The sequence below is a fragment of the Massilia sp. DWR3-1-1 genome (assembly GCF_049898325.1).
Lineage (GTDB): Bacteria > Pseudomonadota > Gammaproteobacteria > Burkholderiales > Burkholderiaceae_D > JAFCUW01.
This window is the reverse complement of record NZ_JAFCXL010000010.1, coordinates 65,511-87,501: the sequence shown is the minus strand read 5'-3', so window position 1 is coordinate 87,501 and position 21,991 is coordinate 65,511. Positions and strand designations below refer to the sequence as shown.

The following is a 21,991-nucleotide window of genomic DNA, read 5'->3' as shown; positions in this document are numbered from 1 at the left end:
AAATCGCCACCGCACCGCCCGTGCTGCTACTATCGGCCCCATGAACGATGCCATGACGCTGCCGCCGCCAGACCTGGACCTGCTCGAACGCTGGCTGCGCGGCTGGAGCCTGGCGCGCGGCTTGCCGCTGCCGCGCCACCAGCATGGCGGCCTGCTGGTCGAGGTGGGCCGCCCGGACCAGTTGCGCCGCCACCTGTTCGTCGACGCCGGCGCCGCCTTGCAGCAGTGCGCCGCCACCATCGATGCCCCGCGGGTGTTCATCAAGGCGACGGTCCTGCCGGCGCAGCTGCGGGCCGCCCTGCCGGCGCGCTGGCAGATCGAGAGCGTGCGCCACCTGATGGGCCGCGACGGCCCGATGGCATGCGCGCCGATCCCGCCCGGCTACACGGCCGCGGTGGCGCGCGAACACGGGGCCAGCGTCGTGCGCCTGCTCGACGACGCCGGCCAGGTGGCCGCCTCGGGCGCCGTGGTGATCGACGGCGCCACCGCCATCTTCGACAACATCGACACCGCCGCCGCCCACCGCCGCCGCGGCCTGGGCCGCGCGCTGATGGGCGCGCTCGATGCGCTGGCCAGGCAGGCTGGCGTGAGCGAACGCTTGCTGGTGGCCACCGATGCGGGACGCGCCCTGTACCTGCAGTTGGGCTGGCAGGTGCTGGCGCCGTACGCGACGGCGGTCTTGAAAGACGCGCCGTTCGGGCGCCTCGCTGGCGCCAGCCTGCGCTGGCGCCAGCACTAAAGAGTAAGAGGTGCTGGGCGACGCGTGGTCGAACCGAGCGCAAGGTGAACACCCCTGTACGATGCAATCCTGCATAACTTGGCATTGACGCTGGACGCACCGACCGAAATGCCGGGCTTGAAGGTGGAATTATTCTGTCTGACCAAGTAGTGCGCTTCCTCCGCGCCTTCCATCGGATGCAGAGCAAGCGCCGCCACGGCGGCGCCGGTTTTCCAGTATCCTGCATGCTTCGTTGCCACCATCCCCGCCCTGGCCCCATGCGTCTGACCACCTACACCGATTTCGCCCTGCGCACGCTGCTGCACCTGGGCAGCAATGCGCAGCGCCTGGTGACGATCCAGGAAATCGCCGAGCTGCATGCGATTTCCAAGAATCACCTGACGAAAGTGGTGCACCAGTTGGGCATTTTCGGCGCCATCGAAACCGTCCGCGGCAGAAATGGCGGCCTGCGCCTGAAGCGCCCCGCCGCCGACATCAACCTGGGCGCCGTGGTGCGCTACACGGAGTCGGATTTTTACATGGCCGCCTGCTTCGATCCGCAAGGCGCCCCCTGCGCCCTGGGCGGCGCCTGCGGGCTGCGGCAGGTGCTGGTGGACGCCACCGATGCCTACCTCGCTGTGCTCGACGGCAAAACGCTGGCCGACCTGCTGCCCGCGCCGCCGCCCGCGCACGCTGTGCTGCGCTTTGACCGCGGCGCCGCGGCACCGTAGCGCCAGGCTGGCGCACAAACACGGGCCTGTTTAGCGCTTGAATTGCGCCAAAATAGGCCATAATCAGTTTTTACCCACGCGAAAGCGCACCATGGCCACTGTCACCTCCACCGCCGCCATCGCCACGGCCAGCCAGAGCCTGGCCGCCAGCAGCGCGGGCAGCACCAGTTCGAGCAGCAGCACCGGCTCGGGCACCACCATCTCGGCCGACGTCGCCGCCAAGGTCAAGCAGGCACTGGCGCCGGTCGCGGCGGGTGCGCAAAAAGTGACCAGCGCGCTGGCCGAGGGCCAGGCCAAGCTGTCCGGCCTGGGGCAACTCAAAAGCGCGCTGGCCGACTTCCAGGGCGTGGCGCAAAGCCTGAGCAAACCGGCCACCGGGACGGACGCGACCGCCAGCAATGCCGATCTGAGCAAGAAACTGCAATCGTTCGTCAGCGCCTTCAACACCCTCAACGGCAAGCTGCAGACACTGCAAAAAGGCGATCTCAAGGGCGACCCCGGCCTGACCCAGGTCAGCAGCCAGCTGGCCCAGATGATGCGTGACACGGGCGGCAGCTCCGGCGCCGCCAGCCTCGCCAAGGCGGGCGTCACGGTCGACGCCAGCGGGATGATGAAACTGGACGCCGCCAAGCTCTCGAGCACCCTGGCGGCCGAGCCGACGGCGGTGGCCGGCCTGTTCGCCGCCAACGGGCGCGGCATCGTCGACCAGTTGGGCAGCCGCCTGGGCGCGCTCAACACCAGCAATGGCACCGTGGGCCGCGAGGCCGCCACCGCCAGCCGCCAGGTCAGCGCGCTGGAAAACCGCCAGGCGGCCCTGACCAAGACCCTGACCGCCCAGGCCAGTGCGCTGGCGGCGTTTTACACCCAGCAAGCCAATGCGGGCACCTCGACCGCGCCCACCTCGCTGTTCGACATGCTGGCCTGATTGACGTCTGGCCAGCCCTACAACACCCCGGCCGGGCCGAAAAATTCGTAATGGGTCTGGGCGGCGGGCACGCCCAGCGCGGCCAGGCTGCGCTTGATCGCCTGCATGAACGGCAGCGGCCCCAGAAAATACGCATCGACGTCGCGCGTGGCCGGCAGCCAGCGCGCCAGCAGGGCGGCATCGATGTAACCGCTGGCGTGGTCGGCGTCCGCCGGCCCCCCCTGTTCATAGCAATAATGGCGCTGCAGGCGCGGGTGGCTGCGCGCCAGCGCGTCGACGTGCTGGCCGAAGGCGTGCACCTGGCCGTTGCGCGCCGCATGAATGAACACCACCTCGCGCCCGGCCGCCAGCGCCGCCTCCAGCATGGCCAGGGTGGGCGTGATGCCAACCCCGCCGCTGATGAGCACCAGCGGCTTGTCGCTGTCGGCCAGCACGAAGGCGCCGGCCGGCGCGAACAGCGCGACCAGGTCACCCGCCGCCACCTGCCCGTGCAGGAAACCGGACACCTTGCCGTGCGCCTCGCGCTTGACGCTGATACGGTAGGTGGCGCCATTGGCGGCGGCCGACAGCGAATACTGGCGGCGCTGGGCGCTGCCGTCGACGCTGACGGCCAGGCCGATGTACTGGCCCGGCGCATGCGCCATCACCGGCGCGCCATCGATGGGCGCGAAGACGAAGGACGTGATCTCATCGCTCTCGACGGTTTTCGATTGCACGACGAACGAGCGGGCGCCGTTCCAGCCACCCGCGGCCGCCTTTTGCGCCGCATACAGTTGCCCCTCGGCGCCGCTGAGAATATCGGCCAGCTGCCCGTACGCGGCGCCCCAGGCCTCGATCACCGCATCGGTGGCGACCGCCTCCCCCAGCACCTCGCGGATCGCTTTTAACAGCGACGCGCCCACCATCGGATAGTGTTCCGGCAAAATTTGCAGGGATACGTGCTTGTTGACGATGGTCGCCACCAGCGGCCCCAGCGCCTCGAGCCGGTCGATATTGCGCGCATACGCCAGCACCGCCGCCGCCAGCGCACGCTGCTGCCCGCCCTCCTGGTTGGCTTGATTGAAGTACGGCAGCACCTGGGGAAAATCGCGGAACAGGGTCAGGTAAAAATGCCGGGTCAGGGCCTCGCCGCCCGCTTCGAGCAGGGGAACGGTGGCGCTGACAATGGCGCGGTGGGGAGCTGAGAGCATGGCAATCCTTCAAGGTGTGGTGGTTGAGCTGGCCCCATTTTAAGGGCGCCCGCCTAAACATGCAAATTAAATACATGTTTATGCTGGGATCGTGAGGAACAATGACCAGAAGGAACAGACCAGCATTGACAGTTTGAATAGGAATGATTATCATTTGCATTCTCAATCAATAATAATGAACAACACAGGTGTGCCTGCCCGTTCAAGGCGCCCCCGCGCCCTCACTTTTTACTGGAGTCTGCATGTCCATCCCCTTGTCCTTGCCCTTGCCCGCCGGCGCTGCCCGTCACCTCCGCCTGTCCCGCCTCGCCGCCTGCGTCGCGCTGGCCCTGCCCGCCCTCGGCGCAGGCGCGGCGGAACTGGCGCCGGCCGAGCCGGCCGCGCAAGTGCTGCAAAAGGTGGAAATCAGCGGGCACCGGTTCGGCGACACCACCGACGGCACCGGCTCCTACACCACCGGGCGCGCACGCACCGCCACGCCGCTGTCGATGACGCTGCGCGATACCCCGCAATCGATCTCGGTGGTGACCCAGCAGCGCATCGAAGACCAGAACCTGCTGTCGGTCACGGACGTCGTCAACAACGTCACCGGCGTCTCCGTCAACCAGTACGAAAGCAACCGCGCCCAGTTCAGCGCGCGCGGCTTCGACATCAGCAATTTGCAGATCGACGGCATTCCGGGCACCTGGGACCAGGCCTGGAGCGCCGGCGAAGTGGCCGGCAGCCTGGCCATGTACGACCGCGTCGAAGTGGTGCGCGGCGCCACCGGCCTGATGACGGGGGCCGGCAACCCGTCGGCGGCGATCAACCTGATACGCAAGAAAGCGTCCGCCAGGACGTTCACGGGGTCGGCCGAACTGGGCATCGGCAGCTGGGACCAGAAGCGCGCCCTGATCGACCTGGCGGCGCCGCTGAACCAGGCCGGCAGCGTGCGCGGGCGCGTGGTCGCCGAAGCGACCGACGGCGACAGCTGGGTCAAGCTGGCCACCAACAAGAGCCGGACCGTGTACGCCACCGTGGAAGCGGACCTGGGCGCGCGCACGCTGCTGTCGGGCGGTGTCAGCCACCAGGAAACCAGCCCCACCGGTCCCCAGTGGGGCGGCCTGCCGTACTGGTACACGGACGGCAGCCGTACCCACTGGGAGGTGGCAAAAACCAGCGCCGCCGGCTGGACGCGCTGGCCGACGCAGTATGACAACGCCTTCGTCAACCTCGAACACGGCTTCGACAACGGCTGGAAGCTGCGCGCCAACGCCAGCCAGGGCGAGCGTTCATCCGACTCCTACCTGCTCTACCTGTCCGGCGTGCCCGATCGCCTCAGCGGCCAGGGCATGTCGGCCTTCTCCGGCTCCTACCGGACCGCCACCCGGCAGACCGATGTCGGGATCCACGCCAGCGGCCCGTTCGAAGCCTTCGGGCGCAAGCATGAAGCGGCCTTCGGCTACCTCAACATGAAACAGGATTTCAAGTCCGACAGCCGAGCCGCCGATTTCGGCAGCGTCGACGCCAGCGTGGGCAATTTCAACAACTGGAATGGTGCCGCCTACCCGCAGCCAAGCTGGGGCGCGCCCAGCTTCTATGAAAGCAGCGTCACCCGGCAGCAAGGCCTCTACGGCATGACCCGCCTGAACCTGGGCGACAGCGTCAAGCTGGTGCTGGGCGCGCGCGTAACGCGCTACGAAAAAACCGGCCTGGGCCTGTACAGCCCCGCCTACGCCATCAAGCACCTGCACGAACTGACGCCGTACGCGGGCATCGTCTACGATCTGAGCGACACGCTGTCGGCCTACGCCAGCTACTCCGATATCTTCCAGCCCCAGAACCTGAAAGACCTGGCCGGCAATCTGCTCGACCCCATCAAGGGCAAGAGCTACGAGACGGGGATCAAGGGCGCGTATTTCGGCGGCCGCCTGAACACCGCGTTCGCCATCTTCCAGATCAGGCAGGACAATCTGGGCCAGGAAGTGGACCGGGTCGACCGCGACGGCGCCGGCCCCCTGCTGCCGGAAACCTATTACCGCGCCGCCGTCGGGGCCAGGAGCGAAGGCTTCGACATGGAAGTGTCGGGCGCGCTCACGCCCAACTGGAACGTCAGCGCCGGCTATTCGCAGTTCCGGGCCAGGGATGCCAGCGGCCAGGACCTCAACAGTGTCTATCCGCGCAGACTGCTGCGCACCTTTACCTCTTACCAGTTACCCGACGCCTGGAGCGCGCTCACCGTGGGCGGCGGCGTCAACTGGGAAGGGCGCGCCTGGACGGTCGATCCCCTCGCCCCCGCCGCCAGCAATGGCTTGATCGAGCAGGACGCCTTTGCGCTGGTGAACCTGATGGCCCGCTACGAGATCAACAAGCAATGGTCGGCCCAGCTGAACGTCAATAACGCGCTCGACAAGCGCCACGTCGGCATGTTCGCCGCCTATGGCGCCGTCAGCAACGCGGCGCCGCGCAGCGCCGCATTGACGCTCAAGTACCGTTTCTGAGCCCCCGTTCGACCATCACTTAGCGAGACCCAGCGTGCGCCCTTTCTGGACCCTGATTCACCGATATCTTGGCCTGTTCACGGCCGCCTTCCTGTTCGTCAGCGGCGTGACGGGCGCCATCATCTCGTGGGATCACGAGCTCGACGACCTGCTCAATCCGCAGCTGATGCAAGCGGGCAGCCGCGGCCCCGCGCAGGCGCCGCTGGCGCTGGCGCAGGCGGTCGAGTCGCGCTACCCGCACTTGCGCGTGACCTATCTGCCGCTGCACGCGCAGCCGGGCGACTCGCTCGCGCTGGGCATCGGCCCGCGCGTCGATGGCGCCACCGGCAAGCTGTACGCGCCCGGCTTCAACCAGCTGTTCCTCGACCCCGTCAGCGGGGCCGAACTGGGCCGGCGCGAATGGGGCGCGGTGTGGCCGATCACGCGGGAGACCTTCGTCTCCTTCCTCTATAAACTGCACTACACCTTGCACATTCCCGCCTTCTGGGGCATCGACCGCTGGGGCGTGTGGTTGATGGGCGCAGTCGCCGTGGTCTGGCTGTTCGACAGTTTCGTCGGCTTTTACCTGACCCTGCCGGGGCGCCGCAAGGCCGCGCCGGCTGCCAGCGCCGCCTCCGGTAAAAGCTGGTGGCGGCGCTGGCAGCCGGCCTGGCTGCTGCGCTGGAGTGCCGGTGGCGCCCGGCTCAATTTCGACCTGCACCGCGCCTTCAGCCTGTGGACCTGGGCGCTGCTGTTCGTGCTGGCGTTCACGGCGTTTTCGCTGAACCTGTACACCGAGGTGTTTTATCCCGTCCTCAAGACCGTCTCGACGGTGACGCCCTCGCCGTTCGACACCATCGCGCCGCACGACGCCGATCACCCCATCGAGCCGGCCGTGGCCTACCCCGCCATCGTGCAAACGGCCAGCGCCGAAGCGGCCCGGCGCGGCTGGCCGGCGCCGGCCGGGGCGGTGTTCTATTCGCCCGAATTCGGCGTGTATGGCGTGAGCTTCTTCCAGCCGGGCGACGACCACGGCGCCGGCGGCGTCGGCCCCCCTTACCTGTACTACGACGGCGCCGGGCGCCTGCTGGGCGAGCGCCAGCCGTGGAAGGGCACGGTCGCCGACATCTTCGTGCAGGCCCAGTTCCCCCTCCATTCGGGGCGCATCCTGGGGCTGCCGGGACGCATCCTGATTTCCCTGATGGGCCTCGTGGTGGCGATGCTGAGCGTGACCGGTGTGCTGATCTGGTGGAGAAAACGGGCGGCGCGGCGGGCCGTATTGACGCGGCCCGTGCCCGCGCGCACCAGCCTGCATGTTTCGTAATGTTTCTCAGGCGTTCAAATAGCGACGCTGGTGTAAAGTTTGGTAAAGCTGCGCGATCGACCGGACCGGCGTAGGCTACGCTTCGTCCGTCCAGACCCATCCGCGCACCAGCGCCACCATTTGCCCATCCATGTCCAACTCATTTCTGACCCTCTGCCTTAGCGGCGCCGCCCTGCTCCATGCCGACGCCTTCGCCCAGACCACCGGCGCGGCCACGCCGGCCACGAGCGCAACCGCGGCGCGCCCGGCCACCGTGCTGCCGTCCGTCACCGTGGCCGGCGAGCGCCCCACCAACCGCATCGACCGCCAGGTCTACGATGTGCGCTCGGACGTCTCGAGCAGCAACGGCAGCGCCGCCGACGCCTTGAACAACGTGCCCTCGGTGGCGGTCGATCCGGACGGCACCGTCACCCTGCGCGGCAGCAGCAATGTGCAGATCCTGGTCGACGGCAAGCCCTCGGCCATGCTGCAGGGAGATAACCGCGGCGCCGGCCTGCAGGCGATGGCGGCCGATGACATCGAGTCCGTCGAAGTGATCAACAATCCCGGCGCCCAGTTCGGCAACGAAGCGGGCGGCGGCCCCATCCTCAACCTGGTCATGCGGCGCAACCGCCGCCCCGGCGGCGCCGGTGTGGCCAATGCCAACCTCGGTTCGGCGGGACGCTACAACAGCGCCGTCTCCGGCACCTACAACGAGGGCGCCTGGGGCTACCAGGGCGGCATCAACGTGCGCCACGACGGCCGCAATTCCACCGCCGACGTCAGCCGTGACCGCCTCGACCCGCCAACGGGCGCCATGCTGCACAGCAGCCAGCACTCGCACGGCGCCGGCCTGAACGACATGGTCGGCGTCAACGGCACCGTCAACTACAACCTGGGCGCCAATGACACCGTCAGCGCCAGCGCCTCGTTCAATGGCCGCAGCAACGATCAGCAGGGACGCGACCGCTACATCACCGATGGCGCCGGCGGCGTGCCGCTGTCGGACTACCAGCGCGTCACCGCGCGCGAGGGCGACAGCCGCAACGCCGGCTGGGGCGCGCGCTACGACCACAAGGGCAGCCTGCCCGGCGAGACCGTGAAAATCGACCTGCGGGTATCGACCTCGCACAACGTGGCCGACAGCGCCTACGCCAATACCTACGCCGTGTTCGGCCCCGGCACCGTCGACAGCCAGGCGCGCCAGCACAGCGACATGGGCAACCGCATCGTCGATTTCACGGGCGACTACGAGCGTCCGCTGGGCGGCGGCTCGGCCAAGCTCGGCTATAAACTGGCCAGCAATCGCAGCAACAGCGACACCGTCTACACCGACATCTTTGCCGGCGTCGGCCGCATCAACGGGCGCCGCAGCAGTGCCTACGAGCTGGTCGAAAACACGGCCGTCCTGTACGGTTCCTGGCAGACCCGCATCAACGAGCGCTGGGGTGCGCTGGCCGGACTGCGCGCCGAGTACACCGATCTCGATATCACCGAGCGTGCCGGCGCCGCGACGGCGAGCAACAGCTACCTGAACCTGATGCCCAGTTTTTTCGCCACCTATAAAGTGAGCGACATCACCAATGTGCGCCTGAGCTACGCGCACCGCCTGCGCCGGCCCAATGCGATGGACCTCAATCCGGCGCTGATCTACCGCGACGAGTTCAATGTCTTTTCCGGCAACCCCAACCTCAAGCCGACCCAGACCGATTCCGTCGAACTGGGCGTCGAAAGCCGCCTGGCGGGCCTGGAAACCAATCTGCGCGGCTATTTCCGGCGTGACAGCGACGCCATCGTCGACTACCGCCGCTTCCTCGACGACAATGTGCTGCTGACCACCCGCGCCAACGGCAACGGCAGCCACGCGGGCGGCATGGAATTTACCGTCAGCGGCAAGCTCACCCCCGCCCTCACCATCAACGCCAACGGCAACCTGGCGCGCAACCAGCAGACGGTGCAGGACAGCACGGGCCTGTACAGCACCCGCACCGCCAATTCCCTGAGCGGGCGGGCGCGCCTGAACTACCAGTACGACGCCGCAAACCAGCTGCAACTGGCCTTGCAAATGCAGGGCAAGATGCTGTCGGGCCAGGGCTACCGCTCGCCCAACGCCACCTTGAACCTGAGCGTGCGCCACGTGCTGACGCCCCAGCTGACGCTGGTGGCGAATGTCACCGACCTGTTCAACACCAACAAGATGGAAACCGTCATCGACAGCTCCACCCTGCGCGAGACCAGCACGCGCCGCTTCGACGGGCGCCTGCTGTATGTGGGCTTGTCGTACCGCTTCGGCGGCCCCGCCCCACGATCGTCCGAGCAAGGCGGGCACGAACGGGGACCGGGCATGGGGCGTGGTCCCGGTGGTCCCGGCGGCATGGGACCGGGCGGCGCGGGCGGCATGGGGCCGGCGCCTGACGGCGCCTGACGGTCTCCGGCAGCAAAGCGCCAAACGGCACAACACCCGGCAACGTCACTGGCCTTGCCGGGTGTTTTTACATGGCAGCCGCGCCAGCGCGTACCGCGTGGCTGGCGCGCGGGCGCGCTGCCCACGATTTACGCAGGCAGCAAGCCTCGCAGCGGGCGCTTCGCTGGCAGCGTTGGCGCCACCGGCGGCAGGCCGTGCGCCAGATCGGCCGGCCCGGCCTGGGCCGACATCTTGAACACGCTGACCTCGCGTACGAGCTTGTCCGCCTGTTCCTGCATGCTCGCCGCGGCGGCGGCCGACTCTTCGACCAGTGCCGCATTTTGCTGGGTGGCCTCGTCCATGTGCTCGATGGCCTGCTTGACCTGCTCGATGCCGGAACTCTGCTCGCGGCTGGCGAGCGCAATCTCGCCCATGATGTCGGCGGCCTGCTTGACCGAGGTGACGATTTCTTTCATCGTCGCACCGGCCCCGTCGACCAGTTTGCTGCCCGCCTCGACCTTGTCGACGGACTCACCGATCAGTGTTTTTATTTCCTTGGCGGCGTCGGCCGAGCGCTGGGCCAGGTGGCGCACTTCCGATGCCACCACGGCAAAGCCGCGGCCCTGTTCGCCGGCGCGCGCCGCCTCGACGGCGGCATTGAGGGCGAGGATATTGGTCTGGAAGGCGATGCTGTCGATCACGCCGATAATATCGGCAATCCTGCGCGCGCTTTCCTTGATCGCCCCCATCGTCGCCACCACCCGCTCGACCACCTCGCCGCCCTCGACGGCCACATCCGAGGCGGCCAGCACCAGGCGATTGGCCTGCTGGGCGTTGTCGGCATTTTGTTTGACGCTGTCATCCCTGCACCGTGACTGCGCCCTGCTGTGAGTGGGAGTCACGCTGAGCTGCATGACTGGCTTGTTCATCACGCGACGGGCAAACATGGCGCGCTGCAGGTCGTCCTGTGAGATTGTGTGATGATTAGGTCCGTACTGATTCTACGCCGATAGAAATTACTTTTTAGAAATTCCTCATACGCATTCGGAGTTAGCTACCCGGAGAAAAAGGCGGGCATGGCGGCCCTTGCACGCACCAGCGCTGGCCAGTCGGCGCCTGCCGCCGCCCCGTCATGACCCACCCTGCGACGCCGGCAGCGTCGCAGGGTGGGTGGGCACGCGCGGGGTCGCCAGCCCGCTTAGCGGCCGCTCTCGCTGATCATGATCAGCGCCCGTTGCGTGCCGATCGTCAGCAGCACCTGCAGCGGCAAGCTGCCGGCCGGCGCCGCGGTGGCGGTGAAGGTCTTGCTGGCGTTGTCGAAGGTCAGCCATGACGGCAGGGCCGCGCCGCTGGCGGTCGATGCCTGCACGGGCACACGGCTCACTGCCGCTGCTTCGACCAGCCGCGTCGGCAGGGGGAAGCTGAAACCGGCCCCCGCCTGCACGAGCAGGGTCGGCACCGACACCGTCACCATGCCACTTTGCTGGCGCAGCGGTTCGCGCACCAGCGAGACCACGATGCCGCTGCTGCTGGCGCCGGTGCTGGCGGCGCTGCTGGCGGCAACGCTGGTGCCGGCGCCGGCGATGAGGCCGTTACCCTGGACGGGGCTGGCGACGCTGCTGCTGGTGCTGGCGCTGTTGCTGGTACTGGCGCCCGGTTCGGCGATCACGCTGGCGCTGGTGGGGATGCTGGCGCCGCTGGTGCCGCTGGTGCCGCTGCCCGCTGGCGCCACGGCCACTGGCGCTTCGGTCGTCGTCAGCACCGTGACCACGCTGGCGCCCGGCGCCGCCGCCGGTGCGGGCGCCAGCACGGGCGCCGGGTCGGCGATGCGCGCCGTCAGCGGCGGCGTCGGCAGTACGGGCGCTGCCAGCACCACCGGCGGTGGCACCAGGGTGGCGTCGGCATTGATGGTGGCGAACAGGCCGGCGGGCTGCACGGCGCTGTAGTTGCCAGCGTCCGCCCCGGCCAGGGTGTAGCCGCTGACCGTGACGGCCTTGCCGATGCCGGCTTCGGCACTGGCGAAGCGGGCGACGGGCGTGCCCGCCACGCTGACGGCGTCGCCGCCCAGCGCGCTGACGCGGGCGCTGCCCGACAGGCTGGCGCCGACGCTGCCGTCGAACAGCTTGTCGTTGGCGGTGACGCCGCTGATCGCCAGGCTGGCCGGGACGATGGTGCCGGTCAGGCCGGCCTGCTGGCCGATGCTGTAATTGCTGTCGCTGGCCTGCAGGCCGCTGACGATGATCGCCTTGCCGCTGCCGGCGTTCTTGTCGGCGAACTGGCCGACACTGCTGCCGAGCACGCTGACCACTTCGCCGTTCAGGCCCGTCACGCTGGCGCTGCCCGTCAGTGTCACGTTGCGGCTGCCGTCGTAGGTCTTGCTGGCCGCCACGCTCAAGCCGTTCAGGGCCAGCACCGCCGGGGCGATCGTGACCGTCACGCCGGCCGGGGCAAGCAAGCGGTAGTTGGCGTCATTGATGGTGTAACCGGCCACCGTGACGGCCTTGTTCAGGCCGGCGTTCTTGTCAGCCAGGGTGCCGACGGCGCTGCCGCCGACGACGACCACATCGTTGCCCAGTGGGGTGACGGTGGGCGTGCCGGCAATCGTCACGGCGGTGCCGGCGTTGTAGGCGCGCGCCACCGCGCTGACGCCGCCCAGCAGCAGGTCGGCGCGGGCGATGTCGGCCGTCGCGCTGGTGGTGGTACTGGCCAGCACGTAGTTGGCGCTGTCGATGCCCGTCTTGCCGATGCCGCTGACGATAATCGCCTTGGCCAGCCCGGCGTTCTTGTCGACAAAGCGCGCGCCCGTGTTCGACAGGCTGAGCACGTCGCCGACGACACGGTCGTCGCCGAGCGTGACGCTCGCGTTCGTGCCGGCGTCGTACACGCGGTTCACGCCCGTGGCCGACACCGCCAGGGTGCGCGGCGTGATGCTGGCGCCGCTGTTGCCGGCCAGGGTGACGCGGTAGTTGGCACCGTTGTTACCGTCGTTGACAGTAGCGCTGTTGAGAGACACGCTGCGGTTGCCGCTGCCGGCATTCTTGTCGGCAAAACTCAGCGATGCCGCCGTCACGCTGTCGCCACCGACCAGGGCGCCACTGAGACTGGTCAGATTGCCCGCCGTGGTGACGTAGCCGAGGCCGCCGTCATAGACCTTGCTCACCGTCGGCGCCGTCAGCGTCACGCTTTTGGCCGTGATGGTGGCGCTGCCGCTGGCGCTGGTGGGCAGCAGGTAATTAGTCAAGAGCGCGCCGTTACCGGCGACGAAATCGCCGCCGGCAAGAATGGCGCTGACGCTGCGCGCGCCCGCGTTCTTGCTGTCGAAGGTGCCGCTGGTCTGGCTCACGCCAATGGTCTCGCTGCCGACCAGGCCGCCGACGCTGAAGTTGCCAGACACCAGGCTGGCGCTGCTGCCGCCGTCGTAGACACGGCTCACGCCATTGACGGCCACCGTCAGGGCCGCCTTGGCGATGGTGCCCGTCAGGCCCGCCTGCTGGCCGATCACGTAATTGCTGTCGCTGCTCGTGAAACCGGCGACGGTGACGGCCTTGCCGCTGCCCGCATTGGCGTCGGCGAACAGGCCCGAACCGGTACCGAGCACGCTGACCACTTCGCCATTGATGCCGCTGACGACGGCGCTGCCGCTCAGGCTGGCAAGGCGGGTTCCGTCATAGGTCTTGGTCACCGCCACCTGCAGGCCGCCCAGCGCCAGCACGGCCGGCGTGATGTCGACCGTCAAGCCCTGCGGCTGGACCAGGTAATAGTTGTTATCAAGCGTGGTGTAGCCGGCCACCGACAGCGCCTTGGCGCCGCCGGCATTCTTGTCGGCCAGGGTGCCGCTGGCACTGCCCTGCACCGTGACGACGTCATTGCCCAGCGCCTGCACGACGGGCGTGCCGCTCAGGGCCACGCCAAGGCCGCTGTCGTAGGCACGGGCCACCGCGCCCACCCCCGTCACCGTCAGCGCCGCGCGGGCGATGTCGGCCGTGGTGCTGGCCGTGGTGCTGGAGAGCACGTAGTTGGCGCTGTCCGTGCCCGCCTTGCCGATGCCGCTGACGGTCATCGCCTTGGCCAGGCCCGCGTTCTTGTCGACGAAGCTCGCGCCCGTGTTCGACAGGCTGAGCACGTCGCCGACGACACGGTCGTCGCCGAGCGTGACGCTCGCGTTCGTGCCGGCGTCGTACACGCGGTTCACGCCCGTGGCCGACACCGTCAGGGTACGGGGCGTGATGGTGCTCACGCTGTTGCCGGCGTAGCTGACGGCGTAGTTGGCGCCGTTGTTGCCGTCGCTGACGGTGGCGCTGTTGAGTGACACGCCGCGGTTGCCGCTGCCCGCGTTCTTGTCCGTAAAGGCCAGCGTGGCGGCGCTGACGGTGTCGCCACCGACCAGCGCTGCGCTCAGGCTGGTCAGATTGTCCGCCGTGGTGACGTAGCCGAGGCCGCCGTCATAGACCTTGCTCACCGTCGGCGCCGTCAGCGTCACGCTTTTGGCCGTGATGGTGGCGCTGCCGCTGGCGCTGGTGGGCAGCAGGTAATTAGTCAAGAGCGCGCCATTGCCGGCGACGTAATCGCCGCCGGCAAGAATCGCGCTGACGCTGCGCGCGCCCGCGTTCTTGCTGTCGAAGGTGCCGCTGGTCTGGCTGACGCCAATGGTCTCGCTGCCGACCAGGCCGCCGACATTGAAGTTGGCGCTGTTCAAACTGGCGCTGCTGCCGCCATCGTAGACGCGATTCACGCCGCTGACGGCCACCGTCAGGGCGGCCTGGGCAATGGTGCCCGTCAGGCCCGCCTGCTGGCCGATCACGTAATTGCTGTCGCTGCTAGTCAAACCGGCGACGGTGACGGCCTTGCCGCTGCCCGCATTGGCGTCGGCGAACAGGCCCGAACCGGTGCCCAGCACGCTGACCACTTCGCCATTGAGGCCGCTGACGACGGCGCTGCCGGTGAGGCTGGCAACACGGCTGGCGTCATAGGTCTTGCTGGCGCTGACGGACAGGCCGCCCAGCGCCAGCACGGCGGGGACGATGTCGACCGTTACCGCACTTGGCTGCACCAAGGTGTAATTGGTGTCCGTGATCGTGTAACCGGCCACGGTAACGGCCTTGCTCAGGCCGACGTTCTTGTCGTGCACGGTGCCGCTGGCGCTGCCGCCGACGACAACCACATCGCCGCCGAGCGCATTGACGGTGGGGTTGCCGCTCAGCGCCACGCTCAAACCCGTATCGTAGGCGCGGTTGACGGCGCTGACGCCGCCCAGCGCCAACTGGGCGCGGGCGATGTCGGCCGTGGTGCTGGCCGTGGTGCTGGCCAGCACGTAGTTGGCACTGTCGGTGCCCGCCTTGGCGATGCCGACGACGCTGATCGCCTTGGCCAGCCCCGCATTCTTGTTGGCGAAACTGGCGCTGGTATTGCTCACACTCAAGCTGTCGCCGACGATGCGGTCGTCGCTGAGCGTGACGCTCGCGTTCGTGCCGGCGTCGTACACGCGGTTCACGCCCGTGGCCGACACCGTCAAAGTGCGTGGCGTGATGGTGCTGACACTGTTGCCGGCGTAGCTGACCGTGTAGTTGGCGCCGTTGTTGCCATCATTGACGGTGGCGCTGTTGAGAGAGACGCTGCGGTTGCCGCTGCCGGCATTCTTGTCCGTAAAGGCCAGCGTGGCGGCGCTGACCGTGTCACCACCGACCAGGGCTGCGCTCAGGCTGGTCAGATTGCCCGCCGTGGTGACGTAGCCGAGGCCACCGTCATAGGTCTTGCTCACGGTGGGCGCCGTCAGCGTCACGCTTTTGGCGGTGATGGTGCCGCTGCCGCTGGCGCTGGTGGGCAGGGTGTAATTACTGAGCACGGTGCCATTGTTGGCGACGAAATTACTGCCCGACAAGGTAGCGCTGACGCTGCTCGTGCCCACGTTGCGGCTGGCGTAGGTGCCCACCGTCTGGGTGACGCTGGCGCCGTCGCCATTGATAAAACCGCTCAAGTTGAAATTGCTGCTGTTCAGGGTGGCAACGGTGCCGCCGTCGTAGACCTTGCCGATCAGCCCGGTCAGATTGGCCGTCACCACCGTCAGCGGACGGGGGTTGACCAGCAACTGCCCGCCCACGTAGGCGAAGGTGTAGTTCGCCGAACTGTAGCCGCTGGCCGTGATGGTGTAGGTGCCCACATTGATGGCGCCCTGCGCGCTGCCGCCATAGGCGAGCGTGCCGCCCAGTACGCTGGCCGTTTCGCTGTTCACCAGGCCGTTGACGGTGACGCCGTTGCCGCCGCTGTAGGCCAGGCCGTCATAGGTCTTGGTGGCATCGGTGGCGGTGACGGTCAGTGCCTTCTTGGCCACCGTCAGGGTGCGCGGCGTGTTGCTGCCCAAGGCGACGGCGTAGCCATTGTTGCCGCTCACACCAGAGAGATCGACGGTGATGCTGTACGGCGAACCGGCGGCGCTGGCGGTGGCGGCGGCGCCGCTCGAGGTGGCGAGCACGGTGCCGGAAATGGCGCTGACGAGACTGTCGCCCAGGTAGGCGCCCGCCACCGCCGCCTGCGCGCCCGACAGCGACACCACGCTGGCCGCCAGGCTGGTGCTGACGTCGTCGCCGTAGGTCTTGCTGGCGTTTTGCGTGCCCACCGTCACGGTGGGCTGGTACTTGAACAGGTAGCGGTTGCCCGCCTGGGTGACGGGGGCGCCCGTGTAACTGGCGTTCCAGACGGCGGTATTGGCGCTGTCGAGGTTGCCGAACACGCTGGTGCCGGACGCCGCCGCATACACGAGCCAGCGCGCGCCCGGGTCACTGGTGACGATGGTGCCGCCCGCATTGCCGCTGCTGTTGATGAATTTATCGCTGGCGGCCAGCGTCACGGCGCTGCCGCTGTCGCTGGCGCGCAGCACGGCGCCGGCGTTCAGGACGAGGTCGGCGCCGGCGGCGCGGTAGCCCAGGTTGTAGCCGCAGCAGTTGGCCAGCAGGTCCGGCAGGTCGGTGCCCAGGCCATTGCCCTGGTTGACGACCTTGATGGTGCCGCCACTGATGCTGTTGATGCCGACCGAACCGGCATTGGCGTAGGTCTTGTCACTGCCGGCGGCCAGCGTGATCGACACCGTGCCGGTGCCGGCATCGATGATGGCGGCGCCGCCGACCAGCTTGTCGCCCATGCTGATGGTGGCCACGCCGGCGCCGCGGTAGGCGTTGTGCACGCCGTTGGCGACGCTGTCATTGGCCACCAGCGTCAGGTCGCGGTTGCCCGTGATGATGTCGCCCATCACGGCGATGCTGCGGCCGGCGCGCATGGTCAGCGCGCCGCCGGCAACGCCGCCGCTGGCGTCGATGGCGCTTTTCACGTAGATGTCGTTATTCGCCTGCAAGGTCAGGTTGGTGCCGGTGCGCAGCACGCCGGCGATGTAATCGGGCGCCATGATCTGGCTGGCGCTGTCGGCGTCGGCGAAGCCGGTGGCGTTGGGCACGCTCATCGAAGGCGCCGTCGGCATGGCCGTCGTCGCCAGCAGCACATGGCCGCCGGCGCCCGTATAAGTGACCAGCGCGGTGTCGCCCACGGTCGTCATGACGGCGCCGGAGGTGAGGCCCCCGTACAGGGAACCGTTCGGGTTGCCCAGCACGCTGTTGCCAGCGCCGACCACGCCGCCAATGGCGCTGCCGCTGTGGGCCGCATCGATGTAGGTGAAGGCGCCAGCGGTGCAATTCCACTGGTCGGAGATAATGAAATACCCCGTATCGGACTGGTTGTTGAGGGGGCCGTAGCCGTAGTAGTTGCTCAGGGTCACTGCGCTACCCACCTGGTCGTCCGTGTGGCTGCCCACCATCGCATTGGCCGCCGACATCAGGTTCTGGTTGCCGCGGGCGGCGTAGTCGCTCAGGCGGCCCGTGCTGCCGTCGACCCAGCTGGCGCCGCCCGCGTTGCTCACGCCGTTGACGTCAAGGTGCGAGTTGCCGACCACGTAATTGCCGTTGTAGAGCAAGGCGTACACATAGCCCACGTGGTCATCCGTCTTGACCCCGGTGATGCTGTTGGCGCTGCTGATCGCGCCGCTCACACCCGTCGTGCCGCTGCCCCAGCTGATCGCGCCCGCATCGGTGTTGGCGCCGTTGTCCCACCCGGAACTGATCAGCAGGTAATTGCCCGTGTAGGGATAGGTGTTGGTGACAGCATCGTAGGTGTACAGGTAGTCGACGTAGTTGCCGACCCCGTCGTCGAGGTGCGTGCCGACCAGGCTGTTGGCGGCCGAGACGAGGTTGCGGTTGCCCTGCGCCGCGTAGTCGCTGAGCCGGCCCGTGCTGCCATTGACCAGGCTCAGTGCGCCAGCCCCGGTGATGGCGCCGTTGTCCCACAGGCGATTCTGGATCAGGTAGTTGCCCGTCACGGGCAGTGGCAACACGCTCCAGGTGGCGACGTCGCCGTTGCGCACGCCCAGCACGCTGTTGGCGCTGGTGGGCGTGCCCGTCAGCGCCGCCACGCCACTGCCCCAGGTGACGGCGCCGCCATCGGTGTAAGCGCCGTTCCACGAGGCGCTGCTGACAACATAGTTGCCGGTGTAGGTCTGATTGCCGGCGCTGTCGTAGGCGCCGGTGAGCAATTGCAAGCCGTTGCCATTGCCGGGGCCGGCGCCGACGCGGTCGTCGAGCACCGTGCCGACCAGGCTGTTGGCGCTGCTGATGGCGCCCACCAGCGGCGCCCCGGCGCCGTCGCTCCAGCTGACGGCGCCCGCGCGCAGGGCCGCACCGTTGCGCCAGTAACTGCTCGAGGTGACGTAATTGCCACCGGCGAGCGCGGTGACGCCATTGGCGACGGCATCGTAGTGGCCGTAGGTATTGTTAACGGAATTGATGAGGACATCGGCATAGGTGACGAAGCCGCCCACGAAATCGCCCGTGTTGGCGCCCATCAGGCTGTTGCCGGCGGCGATGGTGTGGCCGCCGTTGACGGTGGCGCCGGTGCTGCCGTTGACCCAGGTGGCCGCGCCCCGGGTGCTATTGAACATGGGGCTGGCGACGACGTAGTTACCGTTGCTCAGCGCCGTGACCGATGATCCTTCCGCCGATATCACGGCGGGGTTGTTGTAACCATAATAATTGTACTGGAAGGAGCCGATGCGGTCGCCCGTGTTGCTGCCCACCAGGCTGTTGCTGGCGGAAACGGCGCCGACGGTCGGGCTGGTGCCGCTGCTCCAGGTCACCGCGCCGGCGCTGGTATTGCTGCCATTGGCCCAGTAGGGACTGAGGGTGACGTAATTGCCATTGCCCTTGAGGGCGACAATGCCATCGGCGCCGACCCGGTCATTGGCCTGGCTACCCACCAGGCTGTTGACGCTGCTCACCACCGTCGACTGGTCCGCCTTGGCCTTGCCGGTGGTGCCGTCGACCAGCGTCGAGGCGCCCCGCGCGCCATTGAAATTCGGACTGGTGACAACGTAGTCGTTGTTGGCCAGCAAGGTGACGGCGCCGCTGCCGATGGCGTCACTGGCGGTGCCGCCCGCCAGGCTGGCGCCCACGCTCACCGTCTTGACGTCGGTGCCGTAAGGAACCCAGGTGACGGCGCCGCGCCCGCTGCTCCACGAGGGGCTCCTGATCAGGTAGGCGTTGTTACTGCCGAGTAGGGTGATGCCCGCCGAGGACAGCGCGTCGCCGGCGCCGCCAACCAGGCTGTTGCTGGCGGACAGCAGGCCGACAACCGGGTTGACGTCGTCGAAATAGGTCAGCGCGCCGGCGTAGCCGTTAAAACTGGCCTCGTAGACAAGGAAGGTGGAGCCGGACAGGGCCTGGCGATAGGTGCCGACCTTGTCGGTGCCGCTGCCCTCGCCCGTATTGTCGTAGCGGGCGGTATTGCCGATCAGGCTGGTGGTCGCGCCCAGCACACCGGTCGGTGCCGAGGTCGCGGTGCCGAAGGTGACGGCGCCGACGCCCTTGTTCCAGGCCGGCGTGAGCATCACAAAATTGCCATTGGGCAGCACACTAATACTGCTCCCCACCACGTCGCCCGCTTTGTACTGCTTGTAGCCATCGGTCGACAGCGACGACGACGCGGTGCTGCCCACCAGGCTGTTGCTGCTCGAAATGACGCCGCTGGTGCCCGTGCTGCCGTTGCCCAAGGTCAGCGCGCCGCGCATGTCGCCCCAGGAAGCGCTGCCCACCAGGTAATTCCCGTTCGGCAGGACCGTGGTGGCGTTGGCGCCGACACTGTCACTGGTGGTGGCGTTGGCGGTGTTGGTGTGGCTGGTGAGCGTACCGACCAGGCTGTTGCTGGACGATACCACGGTGGGGGTGCCGCCCCAGCCGGTGCTGCCATTGCCAAACGTGACCGCGCCGCGCCCCGTGCCCCAGTTGGGGCTGGACACGACAAAATTGCCGTTGGTCAGACTGATGGTGCCGCTGCTGCCCACGCGGTCGTTGGCGTTGCTGCCGTACAAGGTGGAGATCAGGGCCTGGTCGCTCTGGCGAAACAGGTAGGCGGCGCCAGCGGAACTGGCGCCCAGGTCGTCGGTCGGATTGGTGACGACGAGGTAACCGGTGGCGCTGGCGACGCCGCCGCTGATGCTGCTCAGGGCCGTGCTGGTGGCGCCGAAGGTGCCGCCGGCGCTGGAATGGGGGTCGCGCAGCTCGAGCTGGCCGGTCAGGTCGGCGTCGATATAGATATCTTTCGGGTCCAGCAGCAGGCTGCCGGCCACGCCACGGACGGCGTGGGCGTCGGCCGTGCCGCCAAAGTGCAAGGTCTGCTTGCCGGACACTTCCATCACGCCGCCGTCGCCGCCGGTGGCGCCGCCGGTGGCGCTGATGGCGCCGCCGAACACGGTGTTCTGTTCCGACCACACCACCACCTTGCCGCCCTTGCCGGCGTCGAGGGCGTCGGCCTTGAGGGTCACGCCCTGCCCCACCCGGGTCTGGCTGGCATTGGCGACGACGGCGCCGCCCACGCTGGCGCTGGCGCCCTGGTAGTCGCCGCCGACGAGGATGGTGCCGCCGCCGGCGCTGCCGCTGGCGCTGACGGTCGCGCCCATCAGCGAGATATTGTCGCCGGCCAGCACCACGCTGCCGCCCGACTGCCCGGCACCGCGGCCGTCGGCCTGGTAGGTGCCCGATGAATACAGGGTGCCGGCGCCGGCATCGACGCCGATGACGCCGCCGCCGCCGTTGGCGGAAACGAGCGCCGAGGTGGTTTCCACCAGGCCCGCGCGCAGGCGGGTGGCGATGAGGCCGGCGCCGCCGTCGGCGCGCAGGGCGCCGGTGCTGAGCATGCGCTCGCCGCTGATGGCGATGGCGCCGCCACCGGCGCCGGAGGCATCGATGGCGCCGCTGTTGTCGACCAGGCCGGCGCTGTCGAGCACGATCTTGCCGCCCCGGCTGGTCAGGCTGCCCGCTTCCAGCGTGCCGCTGTTGCGCACCACGCCGTCCTGCAACTGCCGGGCCGCCTGCGCCGACATGACGATCATCCCGCCCGGCGCGCGGATGGCATTGCCGTTCTCGACCAGCGCATCGATCTGCATGGGCGTGGCCAGCACGCCCACCAGCGACTGGCGGGCGTCAAATTGCAGGCTGATCGCTTCGCCGCTGGCCAGCGCCACCGTGCCCGCTTGCGCCAGCACCACTCCGTTGTTGCGCACCGCGGGCGCCAGCAGGGCGATGTAGCCACCGATGCCGGCCGTCAACTGCCCATCGTTGATGACGCTGCCGGTGGCGCCGCGCCGCTCGAAAGTGACGCCGCCGGCCATGAAGGCGGCGTTGTCGATGCCATGGGTGGTGGCCACCAGCGCGCCCACGTCGGCCGAGGCGGTGGGGCTGAAATAGACGCCGTTGGGATTGCTGAGAAACACCTGGCCGTTGGCGCTGATGCGGCCGTGGATCTGGCTGGCCTGGGTGTCGAGCACCCGGTTCAGGGTCACCGCGCTGGCCGAGGGCTGCACAAAATTGACGCGGGCGGCGGCGCCCACGTTGAAGGTTTGCCAGTCGATGGCGCCGCGGGCGCTGGCCTGGGTCACCGTCATGGTGGCGTCCTGCTGACCGATCGCCACCGTGCCGGCCACCACCTGGCCGCCCGTGGGCAGCGCGGTGACGGGCGGCGCCGCCGCCTGCGCCAGGCTGCCGGCGGCCACGCCGGCGAACAGTGCCGCCATCAACTTGCCCCGTCCGCTGCGCTTGCCGCGCCCGCGCGTGGTTTCCGCCACGGCGACCCAGGCGCCCAGGGTGTCGCTCCAGACAAGACGGTATAAACGATTGATGGTGGCGTGTCCGCTCATGGTGATTCCTCGGTAATTTTTATAAATTTGTTGTA

Annotated in this window: 8 protein-coding genes and 1 pseudogene; 6 read left to right on the top strand and 3 right to left on the bottom strand. The window is 68.2% G+C overall.

What is annotated here, in order from left to right:
• Window positions 1-52: 52 nt before the first annotated feature.
• The 3 genes from ACP7EY_RS12495 (at window position 53) to fliD (ending at window position 2,374) form a co-directional block, all read left to right on the top strand.
• Window positions 53-739 (top strand): GNAT family N-acetyltransferase, encoded by a 687-nt coding sequence (locus ACP7EY_RS12495; protein WP_426193960.1) that lies wholly within the window; start codon window positions 53-55, stop codon window positions 737-739.
• A 257-nt stretch (window positions 740-996) separates the two neighbouring features.
• Window positions 997-1,449: an RrF2 family transcriptional regulator gene (locus ACP7EY_RS12490; protein WP_426193958.1), complete on the top strand. Its 453-nt coding sequence runs from the start codon at window positions 997-999 to the stop codon at window positions 1,447-1,449.
• A gap of 91 nt (window positions 1,450-1,540) precedes the next feature.
• Window positions 1,541-2,374 (top strand): flagellar filament capping protein FliD, encoded by an 834-nt coding sequence (gene fliD / locus ACP7EY_RS12485; protein WP_426193956.1) that lies wholly within the window; start codon window positions 1,541-1,543, stop codon window positions 2,372-2,374.
• Window positions 2,375-2,391: 17 nt separating this feature from the next.
• Here the strand turns inward: fliD and hmpA are convergent, their stop codons facing one another.
• The gene (hmpA, locus tag ACP7EY_RS12480; protein ID WP_426193954.1) at window positions 2,392-3,564 is read right to left on the bottom strand and encodes an NO-inducible flavohemoprotein; all 1,173 of its coding nucleotides are present in this window, start codon (window positions 3,562-3,564) and stop codon (window positions 2,392-2,394) included.
• 242 nt (window positions 3,565-3,806) lie between these two features.
• Here hmpA and ACP7EY_RS12475 point away from each other — a divergent pair, with 242 nt between their 5' ends.
• The 3 genes from ACP7EY_RS12475 to ACP7EY_RS12465 all read left to right on the top strand — a co-directional run bounded on the left by ACP7EY_RS12475 (window position 3,807) and on the right by ACP7EY_RS12465 (window position 9,751).
• The gene (locus ACP7EY_RS12475) at window positions 3,807-6,044 is read left to right on the top strand and encodes a TonB-dependent siderophore receptor (RefSeq protein WP_426193952.1); all 2,238 of its coding nucleotides are present in this window, start codon (window positions 3,807-3,809) and stop codon (window positions 6,042-6,044) included.
• A 34-nt stretch (window positions 6,045-6,078) separates the two neighbouring features.
• Window positions 6,079-7,347 carry a PepSY-associated TM helix domain-containing protein gene (locus ACP7EY_RS12470; protein WP_426193950.1) on the top strand — a complete coding sequence of 423 codons (1,269 nt, stop codon included), beginning with the start codon at window positions 6,079-6,081 and terminating at the stop codon, window positions 7,345-7,347.
• Window positions 7,348-7,477: 130 nt separating this feature from the next.
• A complete protein-coding gene (locus ACP7EY_RS12465; protein WP_426193948.1) occupies window positions 7,478-9,751 on the top strand; it encodes a TonB-dependent receptor domain-containing protein in 2,274 nt (757 codons plus the stop codon).
• A 128-nt stretch (window positions 9,752-9,879) separates the two neighbouring features.
• Here the strand turns inward: ACP7EY_RS12465 and ACP7EY_RS12460 are convergent.
• Both ACP7EY_RS12460 and ACP7EY_RS12455 read right to left on the bottom strand, forming a co-directional pair.
• Window positions 9,880-10,587, bottom strand: a pseudogene (locus tag ACP7EY_RS12460) (methyl-accepting chemotaxis protein); the annotation flags it as partial.
• A gap of 341 nt (window positions 10,588-10,928) precedes the next feature.
• On the bottom strand, window positions 10,929-21,956 hold the full coding sequence (locus ACP7EY_RS12455) for a YDG domain-containing protein (RefSeq protein ID WP_426193946.1): 11,028 nt from the start codon (window positions 21,954-21,956) through the stop codon (window positions 10,929-10,931).
• Window positions 21,957-21,991 lie beyond the last annotated feature (35 nt).